We start from the raw sequence: 13,209 nt of genomic DNA on the forward strand, positions 1-13,209 counted from the left end.
TTATAGCTTATAGCGATGTAATTGGATGCTTGAATCTTGTGTCCCTGAAATATCATCTACATAGCCTTTCCATTCATGCCCACCCATATTGAGTGTTACATTAGCTGGTTGATGGGTCAGGATCATTTGACCACTGACATTAGCGCTAAGGCCACTATTCAATTGTTTGTTTGCTGCAGCTAAAGTTCCAGCAATATCAGCAGTTGAAATATTAGGAACGGCTGCTTGTGCAATCGAATCAGACATACTAGAAACTGATTTGATCACACCACCAAATGAATCAACAAGGCCATTATTCAGGCCATTCATGATGGCATTACCAGCTGGAATCAATAATTTCTTATCATAACTGATTGGACCCTTATGGTCAGCAATCCACTTGCCGATACCACCAACAAAATCTTTAACAGCTTCAAAAGCACTCTTAAGTCCGCGCAAAAAGCCCTCAATGATTTTTTTACCAGCGTTCACTAAAAGACTTGGGTCAAATAAACCCTTAAGATTATTTAGTAAACCGGACGCAGCTGATTTAATACCGCCCCAGGCGTTGCTGACAATGCCTTTGAATTTATCCCAAATACTGCTAAAGAATTGTTTAATGGCATTCATACCAGTTTGTACAATGTTTGAAACAGCGTCTAACCCAGTTTTAATAACTGATTTGATTCCGTCCCAGATCGATTTGGCAACACTTTTAATACCGTTCCATACCTTAGACCAGATACTTTGAATCGCATTTAAAACCGAAGAGATGATACCTTTAACTGCATTGATCACGGTATTAACAACGGACTTGATGCCATTCCAAACGGTTGAAACGATACCCTTGATATCATTCCATACAGCGCTCCAATTGCCTTTGATAGCATCGGTTACAGTTTTGATGATACCTTTAATAACATCTAAAACAGTTTTAACGATTGTACTCATAACGTCCCAAACTGTTTTTAGGATTGTCGAAATGACATTCCAGCCAGTGTCCCAAATCGTCTTAATAACACCTATAACGGTCTCAATCGTTGTCTTGACGGCATCAAAAGCCGTACTAACAACCGTCTTAATAACATCCCACGCAGCTGAAAATACAGTTTTGATACCTTCCCACAGTGCCGTAAAAAATGGTGAAACTGTATCCCAAACAGATTTCAACAAGTCCACAACGACCTGAAAAGTCCCCTTGATAATATCCCAAGCCGTAGAGAAAACAGATGTAACACCATCCCACAAAGTCGTAAAGAACTCTGTGATTGGCGTCCAAATAGATTTCAAGAAGTCAATAATCGGTTGAAAAATTGCTTTGATTAAGTCCCATGCTGCTTGAAAGACACCTTGAACACCCGTCCAAAGTGTTGTGAAGAATTCGGTCATCCCATTCCAGCTTGTCTTAATGGTGTCGATAACAGGACCAAAGATAGCTGTAATAACGTCCCAAGCTGTTTGAAATACCTGTTGTATTGTAGTCCAAAGAGCTGTAAAGAATTCAGATAATCCTTGCCAAGCAGTTTTTAAAGCATCCACCACTGGACTAAAAATTGCTTTGATGGTATCCCAAGCCGTTTTAAAAACGTTTTGAACATTGGTCCAAAGTGTCGTAAAGAATTCTACTAAGGCATTCCAGCCGCTTTGAATCGTTTTTGGAATCGAATTAACAAAATCTCTGAACCAACCAACCTTGTTATAAGCCAAAACCAAACCAGCAACTAAAGCAGCGATTGCGGCAATGATTAAAATGAACGGGTTGCTTAATGCAGCGGTCTTTAACGCTGCTAAGGCACTTTGAACTAATTTAAACGCACTGCCTACCCCATTCACAGCAGATTTTACGGTGTTAAGTACCTTGACTGTTGTTTTGAAAGCCATAAATCCAGCAACAAGTGGTGCTAAATATGGAATCAATTGACCAATAAATTTAGCAATGCTACCAATAGCCTTTCCAATCGAATACCAGATCGACTGTGTTGGTTTAGCAGTGTTTGATTGCGTCACAAAATTAGTAATTGCCTTAATAATCGGATCAAAAATTATTAGCAGATTATCAAAAGCACCTTTAATGCCATCGATAATCGCTTTAACTGCACCAGAGTCTCGAATACCCTGAACAAAACTGGATAAGGCCTTGACCACATTCCCAATTACCGTGCCCACTGTTGAAAAAGCGTTGCTAACGCCGCTCCCAGAGTTGCTGGCACTTGGAACCAAAGCATCAAAGGCGTCCTTGAGTAACCCAACCGTATTCTTGATTAGATTAAGGGCAGCTTGAGCGCCACCAGATTCTTTGAAGGCATTCCACATTGACATGATAGCAGTTACGACTGTTTCAATCGTTTTAACAACAAACATGATTGCATCATTCAAAGCACCGCTAATCGTGTCTGCAAAAGATTGGACACTTTCCTTACTAGCATTAAAATTCCCGGCTAGATCGTTTTTGATTGAATTCGCGAATGTTTTTAATTCATTACTAGCTGTCGTAAATGCTGCACCCAAATTTTTGCCCACAACATTTACAATCGTTTGAACTGCATTTCTAAAGGGTTCAGAACTAGCATATAGTGCCGCAAATCCGGCAGCTAAAATAGCAACTGCTGCAACAGCTAAACCTATTGGTGTTGATAAAGCCCCAAATATACCACCTAACTTTGTCAAACTACCGATCGTACTTGTAATTTTACCTGCAGCTGTCAAAAATCCACCAATCGCAACGACTACTGGACCGATGACGGGCGCTAGTCCGAGAAATGCACGTGTTACTTTAGCAATGCCACTATCAGATTGTGTTGCCCATTCCAAAGTTTTATTAACTAAATCGAGCATGCCACCAGTGATACCTTCTTGAGCTTGCATTGCTGTATTTCTAAGACTTTCCCAATTACCACCAACTTGTTCTAATTTAGAACCGGTATTTTTTTGCATTTCAGAAGCTTGGTCAGATAAGAACTTTGTAGCTGTTGCGTTGTCTTTAGCATCAACTTGGAGCTTTTGTGAGAAAGCATCCCAAGATGTTGTTGTACTACCGGACTTGTCAGCAATTGAATCTAGTAAAGGTAAAATAGCCCCCATCCCAGCTGTTCCGAATAATTTCTTGAGTGCTGCTACTTTTTCATCTGGAGCCAGTCCATTTAATGCTTGATTAACTTCACTTAGGATTTGTGGGAGAGGTTTCATATTACCCTGTGCATCTACGAATGATAGTCCAAGCTCAGTCATTTCCCCTTTAGCAATCTTAGAGGGCGCCATCATCTGTAGAATTGCATGGTTCAAATCTTGTGAAGCCTGTGCTGCACTATAACCACGATTTGTTAATAACCCGATTGCAGTCGTTGTGTCCTCTAACCCAATTCCAGCACTTCTAGCGGTGCCACCGATTGTCGCTAGCGCCTGTTTCATATCAGCGATACCCGCATTTGATAGATTGGCAGCATCAGTTAGAATAGCTGCAGCTCTGGCCGGATATTTAACAGAATCACCCCAAATATTCATCGCATTTTGCACGACCGTAGCGGTGTCTGTTAGATCTGCACCGGTAGCAGTTGCCGCTTGGGCGATAGCTGGGAACTGTTCTTTAATTGTTCCAACATCTGCACCCGCTTGAGCCATTTGGATCATGGCATCTGCTGCATCCTGAGCTGATATTGGTAAGACGGCACCCATCTCATTGGCAACATCTGCCAGACCCTTGATGTCCTTTGATGTGCCACCAGCCGTAACGGCAGCTTTGTTCAAAGACGCTTCAAATTGACCAAATGATGATAGTGAGGAAATACCAAAAGCGGATACTGCTGTTCCAATAATTCCTAGCGTTTTGCCAAAGCCTTGTACTTGTTTTCCAGCAGATTCAAGTGATGAACCAACATTGGCTGAAAACTCCCTGACCTGTCCAATAGCTTTTTGAAATACTGTACCAAAGCCCTTATCTACAGCAGACAATGAAGCCTGTACACTATATTCCGTTGCCATATTCTACCTCCTTTCATCAATTGGTATGATTTTGCCTTGTTTCTTAAGCTGATTAAACTCAGCTAGACGCTTATTGAAGATTTCAGTTGTCTTGTGCTTCTTCTCTTGCGCTGACTCATGAATAGTTGTGTAGCCTTCTTCAAACACTGCACGTACTTGATCATAAGCAGTTTGTTTATCAAAGAACTGATCAAACTTTTTGAACTTTGGCCGCGGTCTTTTGCCACCAGTCGTTGCCTGCACGGTTTGATTAAACCAAGCTTGTAAAGCCAGCTGTTCTTCTTGTTCAACTTTTTGAAGTTGATAGGCTTCCATACGTAACTGATATTCAGCTAAATTCATTCTTTCAATATCAATGAGTTGAGTAAAACCAAGATAAGCAAAAGCGTTGAGCAGGATTTCGTGATATTGTTGCGCTGAACTTAACTTTACTTTTTGTTCGTTGCCTTTAGACGACTTAAAGCTAACTTCAGCGGTTGTGATTTCCCCATTTCACTGAGTACATCATCAAACAATTTCTTTAGATCATCAGTCGTTGTATCAATATAGGTGTCTACTTCATCTCGGCTTGGACGGTTTGGGTCAGTAGCTGTTGCTGCCCAGATCACATTTGATAAAGCAGATGGATTGTATTGCTGTAAAGCTGGCATTGTTTTGGCCAAACTAAAGCCCATTCCCATACCGTTGACATCTAGTCCAGCGATCTTATCTAGTTCTCGGACAAACTTCGTACCAAAAAATAATGTGTATTTTTTCTTATTGATCACAATTTCCATTTCATTACCAACTTTCTTTTCTTTTAAAGATATCAAGATATTAAAAAAGCGGAGGCTAATCATAGCCCCCGCGATAACCCATAGCAGGGTTGGTTTACTTGGTTGTTGCTGCAATAGGTGTGACATGTGCACTGGCTCCTTGGGCATCTTTGCTGCTTTCACCAACAGGATTAACAGCCGTAACGGCAATAGTATATTCTGTGTCATTTGTTAACCCATCAACAGTGCCCGATAATTTGTCATTAGCCAAGCTTTGAGCTGGTTTGCTTGTCCAAGCTTCAGAAGCTTTTTTAACCCAAATGTTATAACCAGTTAGATCGTTCTTTCCATTGCTTGGCACACCATCATTATCTGGTGCCGTAAATGTAAAGTCTACCTTAGTATCGCCCGCCGTAGTAGTAATTTTAGGACTGCTAGGGGGCACTATTTGGGGGCTGGCGTGTTACCTGTTTCTGGAACATTAACGCCGTTATCAGTTGTTTTATTCCAAGCAGTACCACCGCCAGTTTTATCATCGTCAGTGATTTTACCCAAACCACGGAAAATATAATCAATAGCTTCTTGCGCATCCTTAGGCAATTCTAACCAGCCTCGTTTTGGTGTGCCATTTACTGCAAAGGTCACATCACGTGTTGAATTATCATCGGGATCATTATCATTGGAATCTTCAGAAACTGTTGATTGCATATACCACGCAAAATACTTGCCCTCTGCGTTACGACGATTACGATAAACAATCCAGTTTTCTAAGACTTCACCATCAAATAATGAATCATACATCACGTCAGCAATTGCAGAAGTGTTGTTAATAAATTCAACTTCAAAGTCTGTTTCTACTGAACTTGACGTTGCAACGATGCCATCTTTGGTCGGATTTGTATCAGAATCTCGTTGTGGGTCAAAGGACAAAGATGTCTGCCATGGAATGATCTGACCTTCTTGATTTCGTTCCTGTGCTTTTGGTCGTACAAAAGCCACGGTATCAATACCTTGTAGATATTTTAATTCGTTCTCTACCGCCATATTTTTACCTCCTACATAATTTCAAATCTTAATGTTAAAAGACCACGGTTCAAGACCGTATTTGGCACTGAAGTATCCTGTAACAATTGTTTTTCATGTGCACTCACTTTGCCAAAAAAACGATAATTGGTAGTTTCAATAGTGCCGATAGCTGCATGGAAAATACGGTCAACCATTCTTGAGATAGTTAACTGCATTTTAGAGTTACCCCAGCAATCAATCGTCAAAATAACTTGACCGTTGATTGAGGTTTTAGTGGCGTTGGACACTGTTTGTAGACTACCAACTACGACAAAAGGATAAGGCACATTTTCATTTTGCATTGGCAAATGATCATAGGTATCATATCCTTCTTTTTGACAAAGTTTATAAAAGTAGTCATATAATTCTTGCTCTGGTGATTTGATTGAATCACCCCATTATCTTTTTAAGTTCTGCTATGAATAAAACTCGTTGTGCTTCCCAGCTTGGCTTTAGTACTGGTCTAGCCGCCATAAAGCGTGTCCCTAGCTCTAGGTAAGGACTATAATACGTCCCCATACCGACCGTGCCAGTCATACCATTGCCACTAAGCATCAAAGCGATACTACGACGAGTAGCACCCGTTGGTTTGACGAACTTTTTACCTTCATAATGACCTGTATAAGCTGTTGTGGTCTTTTGCTGAGCTTTGACCTGCAGCTGGGCTGTATGTTTTTTAACAATCTGTTTGATTGGCTCTAGGCTGGTACGCTCTTCAAGAGCTTTTTGCAGTCCTTTGGTTCCAGTAATCTTGATCTTAACCATTAGCTTCACCAACGATCAATGTTCCCTCTTTTAAAAGGAATCTAGTCGTTTGTTTAACATAATGGGTCTCACCGTCATCAATCTGTATATAGCTCCAGTTACTTGATAAAGCAACTTTATCAGGACTCCTAATAACTAATGCCTGTTCATTAAGACTGCCTAGTAATTCAACCGCTCGAGTAGTTCCTAAGTCAGTGACATTGGCGATGGATTCAGCGACCAGTACGGCTTGGCCTTGTGTATCTTCAGTAGCATCAGGGTCATAGTTATCATTTGCTAGATAAAACTTAATTATGTGATCATAGCGCATTACGATTCACTTCCATATCCATTAATAAAATGAACCGTCCCAAGTGTTTTGATATCTTTATCATTTGCTTTACGCCATGAAGCAATATCGTCCAAAAATTCATCAAAATCATTAGCTTCGAAAGTAATTGATTCACCTTCTTGACTGTATGAAGTCATGCCCTCATTTTTTAGGCGATTATAGCGTTTGGCCGACACTTGCAACAAAATATAGTTTAATTCATTTGGATAAGATTGCTCGCTCTCTAAACTTAATTTAAGTCGCAATTGAGCTTCAGTGTTGTCAAGAATCACTTTTAAGGCTTTGTCTCTCTTAGAATTATCAGTGTCCAACAACAGCATATCTTTTAACTTACTTAAATAATCGGTTGCCTCGGGCATTTAGTCACCACCTAATCTTTAGGAACTAATGCAAGTAAGTCAGCTTTAGTGGTTTTACCTGTAAAGTCAATCTTTTGGTTAGTCAACCAAGCTTTGATTTCATCAATCGTCTGAACGTCAGTTGGTTTTGTTGATCCAGATGGGTCAAACTTATCGCCACCATTATTAGGTGGCGTTACGCTTTTTTTGCTAAAGTACCTTTCAGAACACCATCAGTAACCTCGGCAAACAGAGCCATACCCAAATAGATCGTAGACTGGTCAGTTAAGTTGACGGTGTTGTCATCTTTGACTAAAGCAATCAAGCCAGTTTCATCAGTAGTGATTTGTTTGTTATGAAAGATCTTAGAAGCTTCACCATTAACATCAATGTACTGCAAGTTGATGTTATTTTGCACGGTTGAATAGAAAGTACCCTTAGGAACAGAGTTATTAATAATCACGCGTACATTTGTGAAACTAGTAAGCAAAGTCATACCAAAGCCAACAGATTGACCGTTCTCAATTACGGCACCGCCTAAGTATTCGCCGGCGTCCTCAGGGTTGATAAAGACGATCGTACCAACATCCTCATTGTCAAATAGAGAACCGAGCTTACCCCATGACTTACCAAAGGCTTCTTGCAAACCGGATACTGTACCTAAGTCAGTAGGAGCTGTACCAAGATATGTGAAGAAATCAGAGCGGATGTCTTTTTGAATCGCTTGACGCACTTGTGTGTCAGTTTGATTAGCCGCCATATCATAGCCGACTCGTTGTACTTCTTCGATAGTTACAGCTTTACGATATTTACGAAAGCCAACTTCAAATTCGCGGTCTTTAGCCCGAGAAACATGGGTCAATGGAATGTCTTCACCCTCAGCAACGATACCTTTTGCGGCATCACCATCAGGTTTCTTTAAATCAAATTTATAAGTCTGAATCTTGTTACCTTGCCGCATTGGTTGTGGGCGTGTGATACCCAGTGCTTCTTGCAGCTTTTGGATTGAATAGGCGAACTGATTGACAAAGTCAATTGCATCAACATCACCCATGTCTGGGGTCTTGATTAAATTTGGTTCTACTGCCATATTGATGGCCTCCTAATCTTATTGAAATTCTTGAATATTTTCGGCAATGGCTTTCTTACGATCAAATGGATCCTTGATCGCTAAGATTTCTTCGCGGCTCATTGTCTTGGTAGGCTTGCCATTAATACGTGGCGTCCTGCCTTTTAGATATTGATTTCGAGTTTCTTCCTGAACTTGATTTGCAAAAGCAATCAAAGCCTTGGCATTAGCATAAGTTTGATCATCATTGTTAGCTACAACCATGTTTAAAACACCATCATCAACTTTTAGACCAGCTTCTTTAAAAACACCGTCAGTTTGCTTAATTGCTTCATTACGTTCTAATTGAGCCTTAAGCATGGCAATTTGTTTATCTTTTTCAGACTCAGCCTTAGCCACTTTATCTTCTTCAGATAACTTTTTGACATCTTTGCCAGATTCGAGCTCTTTAATACGGGTTTCGGCTTTTTTCAAACGGTCAGCATAGTCATTTTTTTCAGCTTGTTCTTTACCTAAGCGTTTTTGTAACTTCTCGACGACTTTCTCACCATCAACAGGCTTAACCTCTTCCTCTGCCGGCTTAGGATCATCTTCGGTTTGGGATTTGAACCGTTCGGTAGTTTTATTTTCATCATCAAGGTCCTGGCTTTGCTTCGTTTTATCATTATTCATTGGTTAAAACTCCTTTCGCTCATTTATAGCCGTGGGAGGCTCTCAGATTGTTCTTTTAGCGCTGCAATGCACGGAAAAAGCGCATAAAAATAGCACATCTGTCAATGTGCTCGCTACTTTTTATCTTTATTTTTAACTGCCTTGTATATTCCATCTATGAACTCTTGGTCTCGCTTTTTTTCTTCGGGGGTTAGTTTTCTACCCTTTTTAATAACTTTGCCAAGGAGTGGATCATGCCAACGCTTATCAGAATAAGGCTTCTTATCAGTCAATAACTTTCACCTCAATTTTATACTTGCCGTTACTGACATATCGATCAATAACCTTGAATATGGTGCCTCGTTTAAATAATACTTCAGACTCAGATGGATTCCAATATGAAATATCTCTGCCTGTTTTAGAATCATTTAAAATTATTCTAACGGTATCGTCAGGATCATAGATACCCTTTGAACTTGAAACATACTGATCGAATTTAATCTGTGCACCAATTTCATATTGGCTGATAAATTCTTGTATTTGACTACTTGAAAGAGTTATAGAGCGATAAAGTTTTTTAGCTTTGTAAGGCGGTAGTTTATTAAGAGCTGCATCCAAATTATTAACCCACTTTTTTTGAGTATTCGTCAATTCAAGTCCTCGCCTGAATGTATCATTCAAAACATAGGCGTCAGGTGAAATATACCGTGTAATAGCAGCTTGCTCATCCTCTGTTAAAATCACCGGTTCATACCATGCCGCTAATGAACAACGGCAATTAGGATGTGCTGGTAAATAAGGTACCTCTGTGACTTTATAAACACCACGTTCACCCTGTACCTCACCACCGTTAGCAATATCTCGGCATATCGTACATGCACTGGGCTCGGCTATCCATTTACAATACTCATAATCATATTTTTTAAAACTATTAAGCTGAGCTTGTGTCTGAACTCTGGCTGATTCTGTTCGTGCTATTCGTTCAGTAATTGATTTAGTTTTTCCAACTGTATCTCTGACTAGTGGTGTTAATTGCTTAGCAATTTCCCGCGGATTAAGCCCTTGTCTAATTGCCCGCGTTAATTGGACATCCAAGTTAGCTTTTAGTACATCGTTATCCGACCACAATAGATCACTAAACTTCGCATTACCGGTTTGAGCATAAACAATATTGGTAATCTCTTTAAGAGATGGTAATACCAAATCTTTGCCTAAAATGCCGGCTTGTCGAGTTACCTCAGCAATATAATCTGATTTAAGCCTGTTGGCCATGTCCGCGTTTATCTTGACTGTTGTATCTAACACTTCTTGAGATATTTCAGCTTTGAGCATTTCTAGGCGATTGATTCGCATTGTCGCATTGTAGAGTCGCAAGCGCTGGTTAACTTCATCATTAAAATCAGCAGAAGTAATATTACCCTTACTTTTATATATACGACGAGCTTCAGCAACAATTTCCGTAGCCCTACTTTCAAATGCCTTAACGTCTTCGCTTGCTACTTTTCTTTGAGCTTCGGCCAATGTATAGCCATTGCGCTGAGCGTATCGAATATATTGATCGTTAATCTGACTGTTGATAGATTTAATTAGGTCATCATAATGCTTCTGCAGAACTTTATTAAAATCATCATCAGACTTGATATTATCAGCAATGAACTTATTTTCATTTGCTTCACGTTTTTTCCAATAAGTGGTGTTATCCATGAGGCATCACCTACTTATCAGATTCTTTTTGAGCAGCTTCTTGATCTTCATTGTCTTGCTGACCACTAGACTTTTGGAAATCTAATGCGCTGGCACTATTTTGAACAGCCTGATCCAGTTTTTCTTTTTGTTCCTGTGCCATTTTATCCATTTCAGCTTTGGGGTCATCTACAATAGACAAAACGGACAGCTGTGTCTCTTTACTAACAATACCCTCCAAAGTGCTGGCTGTTTGGGCTTCATCTGCCACGTTGACTGGCATGTTTCGAGTAAATTTAAATTGTAAGTCCTGCCATGCTTCCTGACCACTGCCCACAATCTTGCCAGGCGTGAACAGTACCTTGAATAAGTTGCGTAGTGATTGGGTAAATTTGCGCTCCTTATTTTGAGCCTTGTTTTTCATCGGCAATAGTTTAAACTGCAAAGCTACACCGGAACTATTGCCACTGAATGCTTCATCGTTAAGGTTAGGCACCATCGAGATTTGATAAATCAGGTCTGTTAAGCGGTCAATCAAGTGCTCCTGCATGTTGTCACCATCAGGTTTAGTTAAGAACTCTGCTTTAGCGTTGGCAGCGTCAGCATCTGGCGCATAGATCATTTGATTTTCAATTAACTGAAAGACTGGATTGCCCTTATCATCAGTGGGCAGTTGTAAACCAGCTAAAAGCAGATAAGCATTATCAAAATATTCATTTTGATTGGCCTTTTGACTTAGTGCTTTATCCAAAGCATTAGCCAATGACACAATGTTATCTAAGACACCTTGCCGTTCTTCATTTTCAAAAAATTCAACCGCCGGCACAGCTTCAAAAACATTTGGTTGTTGATCTACCATGTTGTAATCAGCACTGATAGTGTATGATCTATCAGCAAGATAGATCGTACCGCTAAGTTCGTTATCCTCATTGAATCCATAGCGCACAAACGCCAAAGGTCTTCGTTGGATCGTATCATCATAAATCATGAACGAATGCATAGGATCAGAATAAGCTATTTGAGTGTTGCTATCTTCATCTTGATAACCAAAAATAAAGGATTGCCCAAAAATATCGGCTTGCTTACTAACTTCGCTAAGTACATCCACAAAAGAATTAATGTTGAGCCACGTTTGCAAGCCCTCATTTTGAGCATTCTCTTCAAGCGTAATTTTAGGCGGAATACCAACAAAATAGCCGTTGAACGTGTCAACGACATAATGAGGTAAATTTGCAACAATTCGGTTATCAATGCGTCCATTGCGGTGTGTATCAATGGTCAACATCTCATGATTGCCTTTATATAAATCAAACTTTTTCTGATAATCGGGAACTAAATTACTCTGATGATACTTGATAAAATTCTGCAAATCTTCTTTGGTTATTTCAGTATCTGCTGGATAGATAAATAACCCATTATCAGTAATGGAACCAACACCATTCACTTTTGCATTTGCGATTAGTCACACCTCCTAAATAAAGTTCTGATATACATACGCTTTTGGCTTCGCTTGCCCATTAATTTCTTCAACGGCATATCTAACAGCGTCAATCAAGTGATTATATGAATCCACTGGTTTATTAAGATACTCACCAGTCTTTTTGTCTTTGACATAAGTGTAATTTTGTAGTTCTTCAATGAGCTTGACACAACGATCATCTACAACAAATTTAAACTGCTGAAGAAAAGAAAGACCCTGAATAATGCTATCCGGGCCCTTTTTGGCTGGTCTGATTCGCGAAATACCATCGCGTTTAATCTCTTCAATTGATTTCTTTTCAGCAGCATCGGCAGTGATCACTTCTTTGCTGTAGCCCATCTGCTTGATAGCCTCAGCAATCTGATTATTTAGCAGGCCTTTGCGTGCATATTCTTCCATGAAATAGATCATTTTGTTCTTCTCGTCAACTTTGACATGAATAAATGCTGACGGGTCGTTTACGAAACCAAAATCTAAGCCGAATAACGATTTTATACTTCTAAGTTTTGGATCATCTTTATTCAATCGTCTAGTTTCAAAGTGAGGAAAAACTAGTTTATCTAGGGTGGCAAATTCACCCAAAGCATAAATGCGATAGTAGACAGGATTTGACTTCTCCAACATTTCAATATTTTTACGCGAGCGCTCATCCAGAAACTGATTATCATGATAGGTCGATTGAATAACCTTAGTGTCATCTTGATTCACCTCAAAGAAATGTTTGTATACCCAATTGAGCTTGCTGACTGGATTGAACATCAAGTAGATTTGTTTGAACTTATGTTTTTTCTCTCTTAAACGTAATGTCAATTGTGTATAGTCCTCCAAATTGAACTCTGTTGCTTCCTCCATGACTACATCAGATATGCCCTTAATGGATTTTATTTTCTCGGGATCATCCATACCCTTAAACAAAAATACAGCCCCATTTGGTAGCTGTATCTCAAAGTTTGATTGATTTATTTTGCAATATGTTAGTAGGCCTAAACTAGATAGCCCTTGCTTAACATCTTCAAAGATTGAATCACGAACACTGGTCCCAACTTTACGCAACCATAAAACCTTACGTGGATATCGCCAAGGCTGGCAGGCTTTGATGATAACTTTCTGAACAA

Annotated in this window: 15 protein-coding genes; all 15 read right to left on the minus strand. The window is 39.7% G+C overall.

Annotated elements, in window-relative coordinates:
- Window positions 1–3,957 (minus strand): phage tail tape measure protein, encoded by a 3,957-nt coding sequence (locus FHQ08_RS06720; RefSeq protein ID WP_230913630.1) that lies wholly within the window; start codon window positions 3,955–3,957, stop codon window positions 1–3.
- Between the two features lie 3 nt (window positions 3,958–3,960).
- Window positions 3,961–4,299, minus strand: coding sequence for a hypothetical protein (locus FHQ08_RS06725; RefSeq protein WP_230913631.1), 339 nt, complete (start codon window positions 4,297–4,299; stop codon window positions 3,961–3,963).
- An 86-nt stretch (window positions 4,300–4,385) separates the two neighbouring features.
- Window positions 4,386–4,859: a tail assembly chaperone gene (locus tag FHQ08_RS06730; RefSeq protein WP_230913632.1), complete on the minus strand. Its 474-nt coding sequence runs from the start codon at window positions 4,857–4,859 to the stop codon at window positions 4,386–4,388.
- A complete protein-coding gene (locus FHQ08_RS06735) occupies window positions 4,828–5,157 on the minus strand; it encodes a fibronectin type III domain-containing protein (protein WP_230913633.1) in 330 nt (109 codons plus the stop codon). The genes FHQ08_RS06730 and FHQ08_RS06735 overlap by 32 nt, the downstream gene beginning before the upstream one ends.
- Window positions 5,157–5,756 (minus strand): phage tail tube protein, encoded by a 600-nt coding sequence (locus FHQ08_RS06740; protein ID WP_230913634.1) that lies wholly within the window; start codon window positions 5,754–5,756, stop codon window positions 5,157–5,159. The genes FHQ08_RS06735 and FHQ08_RS06740 overlap by 1 nt, the downstream gene beginning before the upstream one ends.
- 11 nt (window positions 5,757–5,767) lie before the next feature.
- Window positions 5,768–6,079 carry a hypothetical protein gene (locus FHQ08_RS06745; RefSeq protein ID WP_230913635.1) on the minus strand — a complete coding sequence of 104 codons (312 nt, stop codon included), beginning with the start codon at window positions 6,077–6,079 and terminating at the stop codon, window positions 5,768–5,770.
- Window positions 6,080–6,167: 88 nt separating this feature from the next.
- Window positions 6,168–6,542, minus strand: coding sequence for an HK97-gp10 family putative phage morphogenesis protein (locus FHQ08_RS06750; RefSeq protein ID WP_230913636.1), 375 nt, complete (start codon window positions 6,540–6,542; stop codon window positions 6,168–6,170).
- A complete protein-coding gene (locus FHQ08_RS06755) occupies window positions 6,535–6,852 on the minus strand; it encodes a hypothetical protein (RefSeq protein ID WP_230913637.1) in 318 nt (105 codons plus the stop codon). Before FHQ08_RS06755 ends, FHQ08_RS06750 begins: the two co-directional genes overlap by 8 nt.
- Window positions 6,852–7,232, minus strand: a complete 381-nt coding sequence (locus FHQ08_RS06760) for a phage head-tail connector protein (RefSeq protein WP_230913638.1) — start codon at window positions 7,230–7,232, stop codon at window positions 6,852–6,854. Before FHQ08_RS06760 ends, FHQ08_RS06755 begins: the two co-directional genes overlap by 1 nt.
- A gap of 175 nt (window positions 7,233–7,407) precedes the next feature.
- Window positions 7,408–8,301, minus strand: a complete 894-nt coding sequence (locus FHQ08_RS06765) for a phage capsid protein (protein ID WP_230913639.1) — start codon at window positions 8,299–8,301, stop codon at window positions 7,408–7,410.
- Window positions 8,302–8,319: 18 nt separating this feature from the next.
- The gene (locus FHQ08_RS06770) at window positions 8,320–8,952 is read right to left on the minus strand and encodes a capsid assembly scaffolding protein Gp46 family protein (RefSeq protein WP_230913640.1); all 633 of its coding nucleotides are present in this window, start codon (window positions 8,950–8,952) and stop codon (window positions 8,320–8,322) included.
- 113 nt (window positions 8,953–9,065) lie between these two features.
- Window positions 9,066–9,224, minus strand: a complete 159-nt coding sequence (locus tag FHQ08_RS06775; protein ID WP_230913641.1) for a hypothetical protein — start codon at window positions 9,222–9,224, stop codon at window positions 9,066–9,068.
- Entirely contained in the window at window positions 9,217–10,635 is a 1,419-nt protein-coding gene (locus FHQ08_RS06780; protein WP_230913642.1) for a minor capsid protein, read from the minus strand. The genes FHQ08_RS06775 and FHQ08_RS06780 overlap by 8 nt, the downstream gene beginning before the upstream one ends.
- Window positions 10,636–10,645: 10 nt before the next feature.
- Window positions 10,646–12,058, minus strand: coding sequence for a phage portal protein (locus tag FHQ08_RS06785; protein WP_230913643.1), 1,413 nt, complete (start codon window positions 12,056–12,058; stop codon window positions 10,646–10,648).
- A 27-nt stretch (window positions 12,059–12,085) separates the two neighbouring features.
- Window positions 12,086–13,209, minus strand: a 1,124-nt coding sequence (locus FHQ08_RS06790; RefSeq protein WP_230913644.1) for a PBSX family phage terminase large subunit, incomplete at its 5' end; no start/stop codon positions are given.

Source organism: Agrilactobacillus fermenti (assembly GCF_021030645.1).
Classification (GTDB): domain Bacteria; phylum Bacillota; class Bacilli; order Lactobacillales; family Lactobacillaceae; genus Agrilactobacillus; species Agrilactobacillus fermenti.